Origin of the sequence: Micromonospora sp. NPDC049523 (assembly GCF_040676775.1) — a bacterium.
Lineage (GTDB): Bacteria > Actinomycetota > Actinomycetes > Mycobacteriales > Micromonosporaceae > Micromonospora_G.
The window spans coordinates 122,451-140,673 of record NZ_JBFAPP010000001.1 but is presented as its reverse complement, the minus strand read 5'-3'; the positions used below and the strand labels follow the sequence as shown (position 1 = coordinate 140,673).

Annotated in this window: 15 protein-coding genes; 10 read left to right on the top strand and 5 right to left on the bottom strand. The window is 72.0% G+C overall.

Annotated features, from left to right (window positions below; translation table 11 throughout):
* The 6 genes from cobO to cobM are packed head-to-tail and all read left to right on the top strand — an operon-like array spanning position 1 to position 4,971.
* Positions 1-603 (top strand): cob(I)yrinic acid a,c-diamide adenosyltransferase, encoded by a 603-nt coding sequence (gene cobO / locus AB0J90_RS00635; RefSeq protein ID WP_363590740.1) that lies wholly within the window; start codon positions 1-3, stop codon positions 601-603.
* Positions 597-1,946 carry a cobyrinate a,c-diamide synthase gene (locus tag AB0J90_RS00630; protein WP_363590739.1) on the top strand — a complete coding sequence of 450 codons (1,350 nt, stop codon included), beginning with the start codon at positions 597-599 and terminating at the stop codon, positions 1,944-1,946. The genes cobO and AB0J90_RS00630 overlap by 7 nt, the downstream gene beginning before the upstream one ends.
* On the top strand, positions 1,937-2,458 hold the full coding sequence (locus AB0J90_RS00625) for a cobalamin biosynthesis protein (protein ID WP_363590738.1): 522 nt from the start codon (positions 1,937-1,939) through the stop codon (positions 2,456-2,458). Before AB0J90_RS00630 ends, AB0J90_RS00625 begins: the two co-directional genes overlap by 10 nt.
* A complete protein-coding gene (locus AB0J90_RS00620) occupies positions 2,455-2,871 on the top strand; it encodes a TIGR03618 family F420-dependent PPOX class oxidoreductase (protein ID WP_363590737.1) in 417 nt (138 codons plus the stop codon). Before AB0J90_RS00625 ends, AB0J90_RS00620 begins: the two co-directional genes overlap by 4 nt.
* A complete protein-coding gene (cbiE, locus tag AB0J90_RS00615; protein WP_363590736.1) occupies positions 2,864-4,231 on the top strand; it encodes a precorrin-6y C5,15-methyltransferase (decarboxylating) subunit CbiE in 1,368 nt (455 codons plus the stop codon). The genes AB0J90_RS00620 and cbiE overlap by 8 nt, the downstream gene beginning before the upstream one ends.
* Positions 4,228-4,971, top strand: a complete 744-nt coding sequence (cobM, locus tag AB0J90_RS00610; protein WP_363590735.1) for a precorrin-4 C(11)-methyltransferase — start codon at positions 4,228-4,230, stop codon at positions 4,969-4,971. The genes cbiE and cobM overlap by 4 nt, the downstream gene beginning before the upstream one ends.
* Before the next feature lie 22 nt (positions 4,972-4,993).
* Here cobM and AB0J90_RS00605 read toward each other — a convergent pair whose 3' ends face one another.
* A complete protein-coding gene (locus tag AB0J90_RS00605) occupies positions 4,994-6,082 on the bottom strand; it encodes a cobalt-precorrin-5B (C(1))-methyltransferase (protein WP_363590734.1) in 1,089 nt (362 codons plus the stop codon).
* 68 nt (positions 6,083-6,150) lie between these two features.
* On the opposite strand from AB0J90_RS00605, the gene AB0J90_RS00600 reads away from it, so the two are divergent.
* Positions 6,151-6,927: a cobalt-precorrin-6A reductase gene (locus tag AB0J90_RS00600; RefSeq protein ID WP_363590733.1), complete on the top strand. Its 777-nt coding sequence runs from the start codon at positions 6,151-6,153 to the stop codon at positions 6,925-6,927.
* Positions 6,928-7,013: 86 nt separating this feature from the next.
* On the opposite strand, the gene AB0J90_RS00595 is transcribed toward AB0J90_RS00600, so the two are convergent.
* The 3 genes from AB0J90_RS00595 to AB0J90_RS00585 form a co-directional block, all read right to left on the bottom strand.
* Positions 7,014-7,454 (bottom strand): hypothetical protein, encoded by a 441-nt coding sequence (locus AB0J90_RS00595; RefSeq protein WP_363590732.1) that lies wholly within the window; start codon positions 7,452-7,454, stop codon positions 7,014-7,016.
* Positions 7,455-7,687: 233 nt separating this feature from the next.
* Positions 7,688-8,737 (bottom strand): LacI family DNA-binding transcriptional regulator, encoded by a 1,050-nt coding sequence (locus AB0J90_RS00590; protein ID WP_363590731.1) that lies wholly within the window; start codon positions 8,735-8,737, stop codon positions 7,688-7,690.
* A 136-nt stretch (positions 8,738-8,873) separates the two neighbouring features.
* Positions 8,874-12,362, bottom strand: coding sequence for a discoidin domain-containing protein (locus AB0J90_RS00585; RefSeq protein ID WP_363590730.1), 3,489 nt, complete (start codon positions 12,360-12,362; stop codon positions 8,874-8,876).
* Positions 12,363-12,621: 259 nt separating this feature from the next.
* On the opposite strand from AB0J90_RS00585, the gene AB0J90_RS00580 reads away from it, so the two are divergent.
* The 3 genes from AB0J90_RS00580 (at position 12,622) to AB0J90_RS00570 (ending at position 16,325) form a co-directional block, all read left to right on the top strand.
* Positions 12,622-14,040: a GH1 family beta-glucosidase gene (locus AB0J90_RS00580; protein WP_363590729.1), complete on the top strand. Its 1,419-nt coding sequence runs from the start codon at positions 12,622-12,624 to the stop codon at positions 14,038-14,040.
* 137 nt (positions 14,041-14,177) lie between these two features.
* Positions 14,178-15,815, top strand: coding sequence for a LamG domain-containing protein (locus tag AB0J90_RS00575; RefSeq protein WP_363590728.1), 1,638 nt, complete (start codon positions 14,178-14,180; stop codon positions 15,813-15,815).
* 18 nt (positions 15,816-15,833) lie between these two features.
* Positions 15,834-16,325: a hypothetical protein gene (locus tag AB0J90_RS00570; RefSeq protein ID WP_363590727.1), complete on the top strand. Its 492-nt coding sequence runs from the start codon at positions 15,834-15,836 to the stop codon at positions 16,323-16,325.
* Positions 16,326-16,614: 289 nt separating this feature from the next.
* Here AB0J90_RS00570 and AB0J90_RS00565 read toward each other — a convergent pair whose 3' ends face one another.
* The gene (locus AB0J90_RS00565) at positions 16,615-18,216 is read right to left on the bottom strand and encodes a precorrin-2 C(20)-methyltransferase (RefSeq protein WP_363591375.1); all 1,602 of its coding nucleotides are present in this window, start codon (positions 18,214-18,216) and stop codon (positions 16,615-16,617) included.
* Between the last annotated feature and the right edge of the window lie 7 nt (positions 18,217-18,223).

The following is an 18,223-nucleotide window of genomic DNA, read 5'->3' as shown; positions in this document are numbered from 1 at the left end:
ATGCCCCAGGGCAAGCCGGAGCAGGTACCCGACGACGGTCTCACCACCCGGGAGCGGCGCCGCCAGCCGGTCACGGCGGTGCACACCGGTCAGGGCAAGGGCAAGTCGACCGCGGCGTTCGGGATGGCGTTGCGGGCCTGGAGCGCCGGTTGGCCGATCGCCGTCTTCCAGTTCGTGAAGAGCCCGAAGTGGAAGGTCGGCGAGGAGACCGCGCTGCGTGCGCTCGGGGAGAGCGGCAAGGGCGGCAGCGTGGTCTGGCACAAGATGGGCGAGGGCTGGTCCTGGATCCAGCGCCCCGGCACCGAGCGTGACCACGCGGTCGAGGCGGCCGAGGGCTGGGCCCAGATTAAACGCGACCTGGCCGCCGAGGCGTACCGCTTCTACGTGCTGGACGAGTTCACCTATCCGATCAAGTGGGGCTGGATCGACATCGACGACGTGGTCGCCACGCTGCGTGACCGGCCGGGCAACCAGCACGTGGTGATCACCGGCCGGGACGCCCATCCGGACCTGGTCGACCTCGCCGACCTGGTCACCGAGATGACCAAGGTGAAGCACCCGATGGATGCCGGCCGCAAGGGCCAGCAGGGCATCGAGTGGTGACGGTTCCCCGACTGGTCATCGCGGCACCCGCCTCCGGGCACGGCAAGACCACCGTCGCGACCGGATTACTGGCCGCGTACGCCGCACGGGGGGTGCGGGTGGCCGGGTTCAAGGTCGGTCCGGACTACATCGACCCCGGCTACCACACGCTCGCCGCCGGCCGCCCCGGGCGCAACCTGGACCCGGTGATGGTCGGGGAGGACCTGGTCGGGCCGCTGTTCGCGCACGGTGCGGCCGGCGCCGAACTCGCCGTGGTCGAGGGTGTGATGGGCCTGTACGACGGGCGGGTCGGCGCCGGTGACTTCGGCTCCACCGCGCACGTGGCCGCCCTGCTCGACGCGCCGGTGCTGCTGGTCGTCGACGCCTCCGCGCAGGCCCGTTCGGTGGCCGCGCTGGTGCACGGCTTCCGCTCGTTCGGTTCGGCCGCGACCGGGGCGATCCGGATCGCCGGGGTGCTGCTCAACCGGGTCGGTTCGGACCGGCACGAGCAGCTACTCCGGGAGGCCTGCGCCGAGGTGGGCACACCCGTGCTGGGTGTGCTGCGCCGGCACGCGGTGATCGCCGCCCCGTCCCGCCACCTCGGGCTGGTGCCGGCGGTGGAGCGGCGGGCCGAGGCACTCGAATCGGTGGCCGCGCTGGCCAGCCTGATCACGGAGAGCGTCGACCTGGACGCCGTACTCGCGGTGGCCCGCAGCGCACCGCCGCTGGCCGCGCGACCGTGGGAACCGCCGACCGTCGCCGTCACCGGGCCACGCCCGGTGGTCGCGGTCGCCGGTGGTCCGGCTTTCAGTTTCGGGTACGCCGAAACCACCGAACTGCTGCGCGCGGCCGGTGCCGAGGTGGCCGTGGTCGACCCGCTGCACGACGAGGCGCTGCCCGCCGGCACGGCGGCCCTGGTCGTCGGCGGCGGCTTCCCCGAGGTGTACGCCGAACAGCTCACCGCCAACGCCCCGCTGCGCGCCGAGGTGGCCCGGTTGGCTGCCTCCGGCGCCCCGATCGCCGCCGAGTGCGCCGGCCTGCTCTGGCTCTGCCGCAGCCTGGACGGGGCACCGATGTGCGGGGTGCTGGACGCCGAGGCGGTGATGACCAGCCGGCTCACGTTGGGTTACCGGGACGCGGTCGCGCTGACCGACAGCGTGCTCGCACCGACCGGTACCCGGGTCACCGGGCACGAGTTCCACCGGACCACGATCACCCCCCGAGCCGGTCGGACACCGGCCTGGGCGTGGCGGGACGCGGCACCGGAGGGCTTCGTCACCGGGGGCGTGCACGCCTCGTACCTGCACCTGCACTGGGCGGGTCAGCCGTCGCTGGCCCGGAACCTGGTCGCCGCGTGTCGCTGATCGTCGGCGTCGGGGCACGTTCGGGGGTGCGCGCCGACGACCTGGACACGCTGATCGGCGCGACGCTCGCCGCCAACGGGCTGGACCCGGCCCGGGTGACCGCGCTGGTGACCGTGGACCGGCGGGCGGCGGGACCGGCGCTGGTCGAGGTCGCCGCGCGGCGGGGCTGGCCACTGCTCGGCTACCCGGCGGAGACGCTGGCCGGCGAGCGGGTGCCGCACCCGTCCGCCCTGGCACAGGCCACCATCGGTACGCCGAGCGTGGCGGAGGCCGCCGCCCTGCACGCCGTACGGGACACCGGTGCCGAGCCGATCCTGCTGGTCGCCAAGCACACCGACGGTACGGCCACGGTGGCGGTCGCCGCCCCGGCGGGTGACCTGGACACGTACCGTCACCACGTTGGCGGCTCGGGCCAGCGCGGCTCGGGCCAGCGCGGCGAAGATCGGCACGGCGGGGATCGGCACGGCGGGGATCGGCACGGCGGGGATCGGCACAGCGAGGAGACGAGATGACGGAGCGGACCGGTGGGAAGGTGGACCGGCGGGTCGAACCGGGCGGCGGTGCGCTCGGGGAGTTCTGGCGGGAGCGGCACCTGTGCACGATCACCACCATCCGGCCCAACGGCACACCGCACGTGGTGCCCGTCGGGGTCACGTACGACATCGAGACCGGCCTGGCCAGGGTGATCTCCTCGCGTACCTCCCGCAAGGTGGTCCACCTGGCGGCTGCCGGTGGCCCGGTCGCGGTCTGCCAGGTCGACGGCCGCCGCTGGTCGACGCTCGAAGGGCACGCGGTGATCCGGGACGACCCCGCATCCGTGGCCGACGCCGAGCGCCGCTACGCCGAGCGTTACCGGCAGCCGCGTCCGAACCCGGAGCGGGTGGTCATCGAGATCCGGGTCACCCGAGTGCTCGGCAATGTCTGACCAGCCCACCTTCGTGGTGTCCGCGCCAACCGGTTCGACGGTGTCCGCGCAGTTCGGTTCGACGGTGGCCCGGCGGTCGGGTGTGGTGACGGTGGTCGGGATCGGCGCGGACGGCTGGGCCGGACTGACCGGTGCCGCCCGAGCCGCGATCCGCTCGGCCGAGGTGCTGCTCGGCAGCACCCGGCAACTCGCGCTGCTGCCCGTGGACCTGTCCGGGCCGGACACGACCTTTGCCGCCCGGCCGGACGAGGCCGAGCCGTCAGCCGTCACCTCCGCCGCCGCGCCGCTCGACCAGGAACGGATCGCCTGGCCGTCGCCGATGCTGGCGGCGCTGCCCGGCCTGCTCGACGCCCACACCGAACGGGCGGTCTGCGTACTGGCCAGCGGCGATCCGATGTTCTTCGGTGTCGGTACGACGCTGACCCGGCTGCTCGGACCCGAGCGGGTACGGGTACTGCCGCACCCGTCGTCGGTCTCGCTCGCCTGTGCCCGGCTCGGCTGGCCCGCCGACGAGGTGGAGGTGGTGAGCCTGGTCGGGCGGGCGGTGGACCGACTGCACCGATCCGTGCACCCGAACCGGCGGCTGCTCGTACTCAGCGCCGACGGCGCCACCCCGGCTGCGGTGGCCGCCCTGCTCACCGGCCGTGGCTACGGCGACAGCGCGCTGACCGTACTGGAGTCGCTCGGTGGGCCGGACGAGCGGATCCGGGTCGGCACCGCGGCCAGGTGGGACGAGCCGACCGGTGCGCTCAACATCGTCGCGGTGCACTGCCACGCCGACCCGGACGCGGTGGCACGCCCGCTGGTCCCCGGTCTGCCGGACGACGCGTACGAGCACGACGGGCAGTTGACCAAGCGGGAGATCCGCGCGGTCACCCTGGCCCGATTGGCGCCGATCCCCGGCCAACTGCTCTGGGACGTCGGCGGGGGCGCCGGCAGCATCGCGATCGAGTGGCTGCGTACGCACCCGTCCTGCCGGGCGGTGGCGGTCGAGCGGGAGCCGGCGCGGGCGGACCGGATCGTGGCCAACGCCGCCGCGCTCGGCGTCCCGGAGCTGCGAGTCGTACGCGGTGCCGCCCCCGAGGCGCTGGTCGACCTGGAACCGCCGGACGCGGTGTTCGTCGGCGGCGGGGTGACCGTGCCGGGCCTGCTCGACCGGTGCTGGCAGGCGTTGCGACCGGGTGGTCGGCTGGTGGTGAACGCGGTCACGCTGGAGTCGGAGCGGGTGGTGACCGACGCGTACGACCGGCTCGGCGGTGACCTGATCCGGCTGGCGGTCCAGCGGGCGGCACCGGTCGGCAACTTCACCGGCTGGCGGCCGATGCTGCCGGTGACCCAGTGGACGGTGGCGAAACGATGACGGTGTTCTTCATTGGTGCGGGTCCGGGCGCCGCGGATCTGATCACGGTCCGGGGCCGGGACCGGCTGGCGTCGGCACCGGTCTGCCTCTACGCCGGCAGCCTGGTCCCGCCGGAACTGCTGGAGCACTGCCCGCCCGGTGCCCGGCTGGTGGACACCGCCAACCTGGACCTGGACCAGATCGTGGCCGAACTGCTCGCCGCGCACACCGCCGGCCTGGACGTGGCCCGGCTGCACTCGGGTGACCCGTCGGTGTTCAGCGCGATGGCGGAGCAGATGCGCCGGCTGGACACGCTCGGCGTGCCGTACGAGGTGGTGCCGGGAGTGCCCGCGTTCGCCGCGGCGGCGGCGGCGCTGGGCCGGGAGCTGACCGTGCCGGGGGTGGGTCAGACGGTGATCCTCACCCGCACCGCGGCCCGTGCCACCCCGATGCCGCCGGGGGAGGACCTGGGCACCCTGGGCCGTAGCCGGGCCACCATGGTGCTGCACCTGGCCGTGCAACGGATCGGTGAACTGGTCGACGAACTGGTTCCGAACTACGGGTCGGACTGCCCGGTGGCCGTGGTCGCCCGCGCCAGCCGCCCCGACGAACTGGTGCTGCGCGGCACCCTGGCCGACATCGCCGACCAGGTACGCGAAGCCGGCATCGTCCGTACCGCCGTGGTGATCGTCGGCGACGTCCTCACCGCCGCCACCTTCCCCGACAGTCACCTCTACTCGACCACCCGCTGCCGTGTCTGATCCGTGGGTGGATCGGGTCAGGTCAGGGGGTACGGCCGACGATGGTGCCGGCGCGGTCGATGACCACCACGTCGACCTCGACCGGGGCGCCGCGCAGGACCTCCGCGGCGGTGTTGCGGGCGCCGACGGCGACCAGGTCGCCGAGCGGCAGCCCGGCCGCCTGGCACTGGCGCAGCGCGTCCAGCGCGGTGTTCGCCCCGCGTACGCCCTCGACCAGGGCGGGACCGCCGCCCGACCCGGCGACCAGTTCGGCCAGGGCGTGGAAGTCCACCTGGGACCGGCCGGAGTGCAGGTCGAGGTGACCGTTCGCCAGTTTGGTGAGCTTGCCGATGCCGCCGGCCACGGTGAGCCGGGGAATCGGGTGTCGGCGCAGGTACTTCAGCACCGCGCCGGCGAAGTCGCCCATGTCGAGCAGCGCGTCGTCGGGCAGCCCGTACAGCTCGGTGGCGACCCGCTCCGAGGTGCTGCCGGTGCAGGCGGCCACGTGCCGGTGCCCGGCGGCGCGGGCCACGTCGATGCCGCGCCGGATGCTGTCGATCCAGGCCGAGCAGGAGTACGGCACCACGATGCCGGTCGTGCCGAGGATGGACAGCCCACCGAGGATGCCCAGCCGGGGATTCCAGGTGTGTCGGGCGAGTTCCTCGCCGCCCTCGACGGAGATCTCCACCAGCACGTCCCCGGTGCCGCCGTGCCGGTCGGCGACCTCCGCCACCGCCCGGCGCATCATGTCCCGGGGCACCGGGTTGATCGCCGGCTCACCGACCGGCAGCGGCAGGCCGGGTTTGGTCACCGTGCCGACTCCCGGCCCGGCCTGGAACACCACGCCGACGCCGGCCGGTGCCGGGCGTACGGTGGCGCAGACCAGGGCACCGTGGGTCACGTCGGGGTCGTCACCGGCGTCCTTCACCACACCCGCGAACGCCCGCCCGTCGCCGAGTTCCTCGCGGGCCAGCGCGAACGCCGGCCGCTGTCCCTTCGGCAGGGTGATCTCCACCGGGTCCGGGAAGGAGCCGGTGAGCAACGCGGTGTACGCGGCGGTGGTCGCCGCGGTGGCACAGGCACCGGTCGTCCAGCCGTACCGCAGCTGGGTCGTGGTCCTGCCGCTGGTCACCAGCTCAGCATGCCTGCCGGCCGGACGGGGGCCGACCCGGGGGTACGGCCGCGTGAGCGGGAGCGCCGGTGGTGGTCGTGGCGGAGCTGACCGTCCTGTTGCTCGGCGGCACCGGCGAGGCCCGGCGGCTGGCTGCCCTGCTGGCGCGCGAGCGGCCCCGGTGGCGTGTGGTCACCTCGCTCGCCGGCCGGGTGGCCGAGCCGGCGCTGCCCGAAGGCGAGGTCCGGATCGGTGGCTTCGGTGGGCCGGCCGGGCTGGCCGACTGGCTCCGCCGGGAACGGGTCGACGCGGTGCTCGACGTGACCCATCCGTTCGCCGCCACGATGAGCGCCTCCGCAGTGAGTGCCTGCGCCGAGGTCGGGGTGCCGCTGCTGGTCGTACGCCGAGCGGGGTGGACCGCGCAGCCCGGTGACGCCTGGCGGCGGGTGCCGACGCTCCAGGCCGCCGCCGCGACCGTCGCCGGGCTGGGGGAGCGGGTTTTCCTCACCACCGGACGGCAGAGCCTGGCCGCCTTCGCCGGGCTGGACCGGCAGTGGTTCCTGGTCCGCTCGGTCGAGCATCCCGAGCCGCCGTTGCCGCGCCGGCTCGCGGTGATCCTGGACCGGGGCCCGTTCACCGTGGACGGCGAGCTGGCCCTGTTGCGCCGGTACGGCATCGACGTGCTGGTCACCAAGGACAGCGGTGGCACCATGACCGCGGCGAAGCTGCACGCGGCCCGGCAGCTCGGTATTCCGGTGGTGATGGTCGACCGTCCCGCAGCCCTGCCCAGCGACCAGGTCACCCGGATCGAGGACGCCCTGCCCTGGCTGGCCGCGCACTCCGGTTCGCCGGGACAGGGCTGCTAGCAGGCAGTGCAGCCAGCACACGGAACGGGGGCCGCAGCGTGGGCCGCGACCCCCTCATCCGGCGTTGCCCCGCCGGGATCAACTTGTCAGGCGTTGTTGTACAGCCAGCTCGACCAGCCGGAGCAGGTCGTGTTGCACAGGCTCATCCTGACCCTGCTGCCGTAGGAGCCGTACGCGTTGAGGCTGCTGTCCTCGTAGTAGTCCTTGTTGCAGACGCCCGGCTCCCCGAGGCCGAGGTTGTTGATGCAGACCCCCTCGCGGTAGAGCACCCAGCGGGAGCCGTTCCACAGCTGGTTCTGCCACTCCAACCGGGTGGTGCCGGACGACCAGGACTGGGAGCCCCACTGGTCGCCGTACTTCTTGAAGCAGCCGTCGAGTTCCTGGGTGCCGATGCAGTCCCCCTGGATGTACGACGCCGACACCGCGTAGTTCGCCTCGTACGCCGCGGCCGAGGCGGCGGTCGGTGCGATCGCGCCACCGACCACCAGCGCGGCCGCCGTTGCGATGATTGCGAGCAGTCGTCTCATGCGTTACCTCCGTCGTAGGCGGAGAACTCCGGGCCACGGAACCGGTACGACTCGTCCTGTGCGCCGAACCCCCGCATGTCGCCAGACAGGTCGTGTGTCTGATGCCCGCCCCGTGGACCCGGAGCGATGACCCCACCCTGCCCTGCGGACCTGTCGGGAACGTTGGGTGAACCTTGAATCGGCTCGTCACGGCGGAGCGGGCCGATCAAGCCCGGTACGCCCCGTACCCGCTGTCAGGCCGACTGGCGGTGGACCAGGACCGGGTCGAAGATGACCGAGGTGACGCGTTGCTCCGAGTCGTCGATCCGGGCCAGCAGCAGCCGCGCGCTCTCCGCGGCCATGTCCTCCAGCGGGTGCCGGATGGTGGTCAGCGGCGGTCGGGCGGCCAGCGCGGCGGAGCTGTCGTCGAAGCCGATCACGGCGATGTCGTCCGGCACCCGGCAGCCGGCCTCGCGCAGCGCCATCAACGCCCCCTGGGCCATCAGGTCGTTGGCGACGAAAACGCCGTCCAGTCCTGGGTGCTCCCGGTGGAGCTGGTACATCGCCTGCTCACCGCTGTCGTGGGTGAAGTTCCCGGCGACCGCCGGCACGTACGGGTGGCCGTGCCGGGCCATCGCCCGGCGGAAGCCGGCGATCCGGTCCTGGCTGGCCGGCACGTCGACCGGGCCGCTGATCATGCCGACCTGTCGGCAGCCCCGGCCGACCAGGTGGTCGGCGGCGAGGGCGGCGCCCGCGTCGTTGGCGACGTCGACGTAGCTCACCGGCAGCGGGGTCGCCGGTCGGCCGACCAGTACGGCGGCCAGGCCGGCCTCGGTCATCAGCGCGGGCAGGGTGTCCTCGGGGTGCAGTGAGAGGACAACCGCCCCGTCGGCCTGACCCTGTCGCAGGTCGCCGACGAGCCGGACCCTGGCCTGCTGGGTGCCGACGAGTTGCAGCGCCAGTTGGATGCCGAGCGGGCGGAGCACGCTCAGCAGGCCGCCGACGACGCGACCGAAGAACGGGTCGGCGAAGAACCGGCTCATGAACGGGTCGTCGTCGTGGTCCTCGTTGTCGGAGACGACCAACGCGATGGTCCCGGTACGGCGGGTGACCAGCGATCTGGCGGCCCGGTTCGGCACGTAGCCGGTCACCTCGACGGCGTGCCAGACCACCTCGTGCAGTTGCGGGTCGACGTTGCGGATCCCGTTGACGACCCGGGAGACGGTGGCTCGGGAGACACCGGCGACCCGGGCGACGTCCTCCAGGGTGGGCAGCCGGGCACCGGCCCGGATCTCACCGCTCATCGAGCGCGGCACCGATGCTCATGCCGGCATTTATAGCACAGCGACCGGAGAGCGCTTTCCCATCGATTCGGGTCGACGCGGGGATGGCGGGGCGCCCCACCGGCACCCGCCATCCCTTCCGTGCCCCGAGGAAACGTCAGCGGTAGACGCCGAACTCCCACAGCGAATAGCCGTACGCGGTGGCCCGTTCCGTGCCGTTCATCCGTACGTATCTGCCGGTGCCGGAGATGGCGAGACTGTCGAAGCCACCGTTGCCGCTGGTGGTCGAGTAGACCGTGGTCCAGGTGGCACCGTCGGTCGAGGTCTGGATCTGGTACGCCTTCGCGTACGCCGCCTCCCAGGCCAGTTGTACGTGGTTGAAGGTGGTGACCGTACCGAGGTCGACCTGGATCGAGGCGGCCCCGACCCACTCGCTCGCCCAGCGCGTGCCGTAGTTGCCGTCCACCGCGTACGACGGCAGCTGTGGCCCGCTCGGTCCGGTCGGCTGGTACGACGACGCGCTGGTCGGCTTGCCCAGCGCCACGTTGGTGCCGGGTACGGTCGGTGGGACCACCCGGAACGAGCGCTGCTCAATGCCGACGTTGCCGTGACCGTCGAACGCGTACACGTAGACCAGCCAGACCCCGAGCTGCTCCGGTGCCCGTACGGTGAACCGTCCGTTGCCGGTCTCGGTGAAGCTGACGTGGTCGAACCCGCGGTTGCCGTTGATGTGCTTGCTGTTGACCATCAGGTTGTAGCGGATCAGGTCCTGCTGCGGATCGGTCGCGGCCACCTCCACGGTGAACTGACCGCCGGCCGGCACCGCCGTCGGCGAACCGACCGTCATCGCGGTGATCTCCGGTGGGGTGTTCGCCGACACCTGACCGGTGTACGCCTGCCGCAGCGCGTGGTAGCCGAGCCGCCGCCAGCCGCCGGTGGTGACGTTCAGCCAGACCCCGCCGAAGTCGTTCTCCAGTCCGTAGTGGAACTCGGTCGCGCCGAGCGCCACCCCCGGATGCGCCTTGATCGCGTTCCAGCTCGCCGTGTAGCCGGCCCGCTTCTCCAGGTCCGACGGCTCCTTGGCGACCCCGTTGGCGTCCGGGTCGACCTCCCACTCACCGGCCGGTCCGGCCTCGGTCACCAGGTACGGCTTGGTGTATCCACCGGCGATCCAGTCCGTCTTGACCGTGCCGATCGCGCCGTACGCGTTGACCGCCAGCAGATCCAGCGCCGGGGAGTACGTCCGGTAGTACGGCCAGGCCCCGGTCCACGCGTCGGTGGAGGTGACCGGGTGGTTCGGGTCGGCGGCGTGGATCGCCACCGCGATCTCGTTGACGAACCGGGCGTACGCGATCCGGCGTGCCTCGACCTCGGCGGCCGGTAACCCGTGGTCCTGCATGGTCAGGATGACCTCGTTGCCGACGTCCCACATCAGCACGCCCTGGTAGCCCTTGAGTGCGTTGACCCGGGCCACGATCTCGTTCCGGGCGGCGGCCTTGTATGCGGTGTCGTTGACGTAGTCCGCGCCCTGGTTGAGCCAGTGCCCGACGACCACCTTGATGCCCTGCTGGGCGGCCCGGTTGAGCAGCGTCGGGGTCTGCGCGTCGTCCACCCCCCAGGTGCGGATGGTGTTGACCCCGGCGTTCTTCAGGTCGCGCATGTAGCCGTCGGCGGCACCCTGCGGCGGACCGTAGGTGAGCCCCTTCACCTCGTACGGCGCGCCGTTGACCTGTAGCTGCCAGTTGCCCTGGCTGCCGGTCACCCGCACCACGCTCGGTCCGGCCGGGGTGGCCGGGTCGGTCATCGCGGCCGGGACGGTGCCGGTGGCGCGGGCGACCGTCACGGAGTCGACGCTCAGCGTGCCGCCGGAGACGGTCTCCGAGGTCGGGGTGGTCTGCCCGGCGACCGCGTTCGGCAGCGAACCGCCGATCGCGAGGTCGAACCGCAGGTAGAAGGCGTGCTGCACGGCGGCCTGCCAGGCGGTCACGCCGACCTGGCTCTCCCGGACCACCCAGGTCTGCCGGCCGTCGAGGTAGAACCGGATCTCCTCGTCGGTCTTCGTCCGGTCGATGACCTGCGCGTACTCGTGGTAGCCGGTCTGGCATCCGGTGCAGCTCGCCAGGCCGCTGGTCCGGCCGTTGTACTCGTTGCACACGCCCTCCGGGGCGGTGCCGCAGTGCAGGGTCTGGGAGAGCTGGCTGCGGCCGTTGACGTCGGTCATGATGTCGGTTTCGCCGACACCCGGCCAGTTGTTGTAGTTGCCCCGGTACGCAGCACCGGTGGCCCGGAACCCCGGCCAGTAGCCGAGCGCGTTCGTGCCGTCCGGCTGCTTGAGCACCGCGCTGAACTTCAGCAGCTCACCGGGGCGGGGGGTGAAGTCGGCGCGCTGGGTCTCGATCCGGCCCGAGGTCCAGTTGCCGGCACCGTCGCGGATCGCCCGCAGGTTGAGCCGACCGGCGCCGTCGAGGTGCACGTTCGCCGTCGACGCGCTCGCGGTTTCCACCGAACCGGTGCCCCAGTTCGGGGCCCCGCCGGGATACTGCGTACCGGTCCGCAGCAGCCAGTTCGCCGCGGACGGGCTGGTGTTCGCGGGTCCGGTGAAGTCGTCGGTCCAGAGCGTGGTCCAGTTGCCGGGCACCGGGTCCGTCGGAGTGGGGGTCGGTGGCGGCGTGGTGGGCGGCGGGGTGGGTGTGCTGGTCCCGCCGGTGCGGATCAGGAGTTCGTAGAGGGAGTAGCCGTAACCGGTGGCCCGGGTGGTGCCGTACATCCGCAGGTAGCGACCGCTGGCGCTGAGCGGGATCGTCTGGGTGCCGCCGGTGCCGGTGGTGGTGGCGTACGCGGTGGTCCAGGTGGTCGCGTTGGTCGACGTCTGGATCTGGTACGCGCTTGCGTACGCGCCTTCCCACTGCAGGACCGCCTGGCAGATGGGCCGTACGGTGCCGAGGTCGACCTGGAGCCACTGTGGATCCGACCAGTCCGACGACCAGCGGGTGGCCGGGTTGCCGTCGACGGCGGCGCTGGCCGGGGTGTCGGCGGCCTGGGCCGAGGAGGCGGTCGCGGGTCGGCCGAGGGCGGCGTTGTCGGTGCCGCAACCGCCGGTCGGGCTCGGCGTGGGTGTGGTGCCGGTGGTGCCGTACACCTGGAGTTCGTAGAGCGAGTATCCGTAGCCGCTGGACCGGGCGGTGCCGTACAGCCGCAGGTGGCGGCCGGTGCCGGTGACCGGGATGGTCTGGGTGCCGCCGGTGCCGGTGGTGGTGGAGTAGATGGTGGTCCAGGTGACGGTGTCCGCCGAGGTCTGGAGCTGGAAGGCGGAGCCGTACGCGCCCTCCCAGCGCAGTACGACCTGGTTGATGGTGGCGGTGACGCCGAGGTCGACCCGGATCCACTGCGGGTCGGACCACTGGCTCGACCAGCGGGTGGCGAAGTTCCCGTCGACGGCGGCCGAGGCCGGGGTGTCGGCGGCCTGGTCGGACGACGAGACGACGGGCCGGCCCTGCGACAGCAGGACGTCGGCCGCGCTGGCCGGGGGTGGGGCCACGAACAGGTAGGCCGCGACCAGCGCGAGCAGGGCGGCCGGGAGCAGGACCTGCCAGCGTCGGGGCACGGCTGTCGGCCCGGCTGGTGGGGCTGGGGGGACCGGGTACACGGTGGACTCCTGCCTCTCGACGACAACGGGGTCGCGGCGGGGTGGGATCGGTGCTTTCCTTGGAGAGCGCTCTCCGTTGCTCGAAGTGTTACGCCGAGTTTTCCGGCATGTCAAGAGATCCGTCGATGTCTGCCCGGCCCTTCTTGACACGGCCCGCCGGTCCGGGGGACTCTGGCGAGAGTGGTCGGAGAGCGCTCTCCGGCGCAGACGCACGTATCCGTCGTCGTAGCAGTCCGTCGTCGTAGAAGCTGGAGATCGGATGAGCATCCTCGGGGCAACGGAGACGCTGGCCGGCGACCGCCGGGCCGACCTACGGTTCCCGGTCGACTTCTGGTGGGGGGCGGCGACCGCCGCGTACCAGATCGAGGGCGCCGTGACCGAGGCCGGCCGTACGCCGTCCATCTGGGACGTCTTCGCCGCCGCACCGGGGCGCATCGAGGACGGCGCCACCGGCGAAACCGCCACCGACCACTTCCACCGTTACCGCGAGGACGTCGCGCTGATGGCAGAACTCGGCCTGTCCGCGTACCGGTTCTCGATCGCCTGGCCCCGGATCCGTCCCTCCGGCGGGCGCGGTGTCAACGCCGCCGGACTCGACTTCTACGACCGTCTGGTGGACGCGCTGCTCGCCGCCGGGATCACCCCGGTCGCCACCCTCTACCACTGGGACCTGCCGCAGGAGTTGGAACAGGCGGGCGGCTGGACCAACCGCGACACCGCCGGCCACTTCGCCGACTACACGGCCACCGTCGCCGGCCGGCTGGGCGACCGGGTACGCCTGTGGAACACCCTCAACGAACCCTGGTGCTCGGCCTTCCTCGGTTACGGCTCCGGCGGCCACGCGCCGGGCCGGACCAGCCACCGGGAGGCGCTGACCGCCACCCACCACCTGCTGCTCGCCCACGGTCTGGCCACCCGGGCACTGCGCGCCGCCGCGACCACCGGACAGGTCGGCATCGCCCTCAACGCCGGTCGGGTACGGCCGGTGTCGAACGCCCCCGCCGACCTGGACGCCGCCCGCCGCATCGACGGGCTGCTCAACCGGATCTTCTTCGACCCGCTGCTGCGCGGCGCCTACCCGGCCGACGTCCAGGCGGACACCGCCGGGCTCACCGACTGGTCCTTCGTCCGGGACGGCGACCTCGCCGTGATCAGCACCCCGATCGACGCGCTCGGCGTCAACTACTACCAACCGGACCTGGTCGGCGCGGCACCCGTCGGGCAGACCGACCCCGGTACGCCGTACCCGACCGCGCAGGACATCGCGTTCCACCCGACGCCCGGCCCGGTGACCGACATGGGTTGGTCGATCGACCCCACCGGGCTGCGTGAGGTGCTGCTGGGGATCCGCCGCGACTACGGCGACATCCCGATGTACGTGACCGAGAACGGTGCCGCGTACGCCGACCGGGTCACGCCGGACGGGCGGGTGCGCGACCCGGAGCGGATCGACTACCTGCGCGCCCATCTCGCCGCCGCGCACGAGGCGATGAGTGCCGGGGTGGACCTGCGCGGCTACTTCGTCTGGTCGCTACTCGACAACTTCGAGTGGGGGTACGGCTACAGCAAGCGGTTCGGCCTGATCCACGTCGACTACGCCACCCAGGCCCGCACGTGGAAGGACAGCGCCCACTGGTACCGGGACGTGATCGCGGCGGGCGGTGTCGAAATCAGCTAGGAATCTGTCCAATGTGTTCACAGAAAACGGTGGTGTACGGGCACCGCGTCCTGTGAGACTTGTCCCCGCGATCATGACGGGCGGCGTACCGGCCGACCGTCGGTTGACCCATTCGTCGACTCACGGGGAGTGTTTTGGTGTTCAATCGTGCACGCAGTTCGGCAAGTCCGATGTCCTGGTGGGGTGCGGTTGTCGCGTCCGTACTGGCGGTGGTGCTGGGCACGCCGGCCCCGGCACTGGCGGATCCACCGTCGAATCTGGCGCCGCCGGTGACGGAGGACCACGGGTCGATCGAGATCACCGTGCCCCGGCCCGCGCCACCGACGGCCCGATGGGGACTGGAGTCGTACCCCGGGGTGACCCGGGAGCAGGCGCTGGCCGATCAGAACGCCGAGTTCGACACTCCGCTGGCCGGAGTCGACATCGGCTGGGCGGACGACGTCCGGATGATCGGTGCCCAGGTCGTCGACTTCGACGGGCAGTCGTCGTACCTGACCGCGGCGCCGGCCGCGCTGGACACCTCCAGGACCTTCGCCATCTCGGCCTGGGTCAGGCTGACCGACAAGTCCCGGGACCGGGCCCTGGTCAGCAAGGACAGCGATGGGCTCGACTCGCTGTCCTTCGGCTACCGCGCGGACATCAACCGGTGGTCCGTACAGATGCCGTCCAAGGCCGCTGCCCCGAGGGTCAAGTGGGCGAAGGCGCGGTCCGTGTCGGTCCCGAAGGTGGGCCTGTGGACCCACCTGGCAACGGTCTACGACACCGCCGACCGGACCCTCAAGCTCTATGTGAACGGCATCCTCGAGGGAACGGCCACCAACGCCGTCGGATTCCAGGACCCGCAGGGTGAGGTTCGGCTCGGCCGCTCGGATGCGGCCTGGTGGCAGGGAAACGTCGCCGACGTGGTGGTGTACGACCGTGCCCTCACCGACGCTGACTTCTTCGGTCAGCGTGCGTCGGACCCCAACTCGGGCGGTGTGGACGAGCCGGGCCTGCTCCGGCCGGTCATGGTGGGAACGTGGGGCTTCTCGCGTGCGCGGTCCTGTTACGAGGAGGGCAGCGATCCCATCTTCTGCGGCGCACCGGAGGACGGCCAGTTCGGGCGACGCCTCAAGCTGACCCAGGGCAGTTCCGTCGACTTCGGGCGCGACGGTGACGCTGGACTGCGGTTGGACGGCGTGCACTGGATCGACGACCCTTCCGACCCGTACTACGGTCTGGCGACACAGGAGTACGGCCGGTCGCAGAGCAACGTCGGCGACGAGGGCAACCCGGTCTGGCAGGACGGGCCGGTGCTGCGTACCGATCAGTCGTACTCGGTGTCGGTGTGGAGTCAGCTCGACCAGGTGCAGGGCGCGCAGACGCTGGTGTCGCAGGACTCGACCGGCTTCAGCGCCTTCCAGGTGGCGTACCGGCCGGACAACGGCGGGGAGTGGGTGTTCAAGGTCCGGGCGAACGCCAACGGTCCGAAGGACACGAAGACCACGTACGCGGTCACACCCGCGCTGGATCCGACCGGCTGGCACCACCTGGTCGGCGTACTCGACGCCACCCGGTCCCAGGCTCGTCTGTACGTGGACGGCGCGCTCGCCCAGACGGTCGGGCTGAACCCGGCGTGGAAGCCATGGCAGGCGTCGGGCCCCCTGCTGGTGGGCCGGGCGACCACTCCGGCCGGTCCGGTGGAGTGGCTGCACGGCGGCCTCGACGATCTGGCGCTGTACCAGGGCGCGCTCACCGACACCGCCGTCAGTACGCTCTTCGACCAGCAGTCGTGATGATCGAAGGCTGAATCCTTGGTCCTGCCCGATCTGTTCTCCGGTCTCGAGCACGCTTACGGCGGGGCCGACGACGTACCCGGAATACTGGCTCGGATTGCCCGCACCGATCGCGCGGACGCGAGAGAGGCGGTACGCGACCTGGGACTGCGCGTCTGCCAGCAGGGTGGTGCCGTCAACCAGACGACTCCGTACGTGGTCGGGCCGCTGTTGGGTCTGGCACTCGATCCCGGGGTGCTGGTCCGGGGCGAGGTCGTCGGTCTTCTGCTCCGGATCACCAGGTCCGGCCGGGCGTGGCACAGTGCGGCCCGGCTCGCGGCTCCCCAGTACCAACAGAACTACACCGAGCGGTTGGAGTGGGAGAACCACCTGCTGCGGCAGGTTCTCGCGGCCGGCCCCCGCATCGTGCAACTGGCCGAGTCCGCGAACGCCGAAATCGAAAAGCCGGCCGAGGAACTGCGGCAGGCGAGTGCGGAACTCGTCAGGAGAGCACGGGAACCACTTCACTGACGGAGCTGTCCGCCGGTTCGGGTCACCTCAGGTGCCGAGCCGGCGGACACCTCTTCGCGCCGACCGACTGGCCGCGCGGGTGCGACCGGCGGACCTCGGCGGCGGCGCTCGTACCGTGCTGTCGCGGGCGGGGTCAACACGTGAATGTTCCAGTTGCAGTACCGCGACGACGTCGATGCGGACGGTCGGTCGGGGTCGGCACCCCTCGCCAAACCTCTCGAATCGGCGGGGCGACCGCAGATCTTGCCAGTTCCGCCGCCCACCGACCGACCGATCGGCGGTCCGGCGGTCAGGCCGGATACCGCCGGGGCGTGAAGACCACCGGATCGGCGGAATTCCGGGTCACCACCCGCGTGGTGGACGAGCCGACCAGCAGCAGCGTACGCATGTCGACGTCGGCCGGATCGAGGTCGGCGAGCCGGACCACCCGGACCCGTTCGCCCGAGCCGCCGACGTCCCGACCCAGCACCACCGGGGTTTCCGGTGACCGGTGCGCCAGCAGCAGTTCCTTCGCCGCCGCGACCTGCCAGGTACGGCTCTTCGACCCCGGGTTGTAGATCGCGATCACCAGGTCGGCTTCGGCCGCAGCGCTCAATCGCTTCGCGATGATGTCCCAGGGCTTGAGCCGGTCCGACAGCGACAGCACGCAGTAGTCGTGCCCGAGCGGGGCACCGACCCGGCTCGCCACCGCCTGGGCCGCGGTCAGGCCGGGCAGTACCCGTACCGGGATGTCGGTCCACTTCGGTTCGGAGGCGACCTCCAGTACGGCGGCGGCCATCGCGAACACGCCGGGATCGCCGGAGGAGACCACGGCTACCCGCCGCCCGCGTCGGGCCAGGTCCAGGGCGAACTCGGCCCGTTCCGCCTCCACCCGGTTGTCGGAGGCGTGCCGGCGCTGGCGCGAGTTGGCCGGCACCCGGTCCAGGTACGGCCCGTATCCGACCAGGTCGTCGGCGGCGGCGAGCGCGTCCTGCGCCTGCGGGGTGCACCACTCGCGCCCGGCCGGACCGAGCCCGACCACCACCACCTCGCCGAGGCCGTCGGGCGCGACGGGCACCGGCTCGGTGGCCGGCACCGTCGGTGAGTCGACACCGGCCAGCTCGGCGCGGGTACGTTCGTGCACCCGGCTCGGCAGCAACGCCAGCGAGAAGTACGGCACCGTCGCCGGATCCACCTCGGCGAGCCGGGCCGACTGCTGACGATCGGTGGTGGCGCGTTCGACGTACCAGGCCTCGTCCAGCCGCCCGGCCTGCGCGAGTGCCGCGCGGACGTTGCCGAAGGTGCGGCCCAGCTTCATGATCGCCGCCGAGTCGGTGGCCGTCAGCCGCTCCGCCAGAACCTCGGTCGGCAGAGTACCGGGCAGCACGGTCAGGATCTCGTCCCGCTCGACCAACGGACGCCCGAGTACGGCCGCGGCCGCGCTGACCGAGGTCACGCCCGGCACCACCTCGGTCGGGTAGCGACCAGCAAGCCGCTTGTGCATGTGCATGTACGAGCCGTAGAAGAACGGGTCGCCCTCGCAGAGGACCACCACGTCCCGCCCGGCGTCCAGGTGTGCGGCGAGCCGGGCCGCGCTCGCCGCGTAGAACTCCTCGATCTCGGCCCGGTAGCCGTCCGGGTGCTCCGGCTTCTCCGTGGTGACCGGGTAGGTCAGCGCCTCCTCGATCTGCCCGTCCCGCAGGTACGGCTCGGCGATCGTCCGCGCCACACTCCGCCCGTGGCGCGCACTGTGGTACGCGATCACGTCCGCCCGCTCGACCAGCCGGGCGGCCTTCACCGTCACCAGTTCCGGGTCACCCGGTCCGAGCCCCACCCCGTACAGCCGGCCCGTGGTGCGGCCCGGTTCCGTCCCGCTGCCGTCGAGGCCCGGTTCCGTCGCGTCCACGGGCATGCCGCCG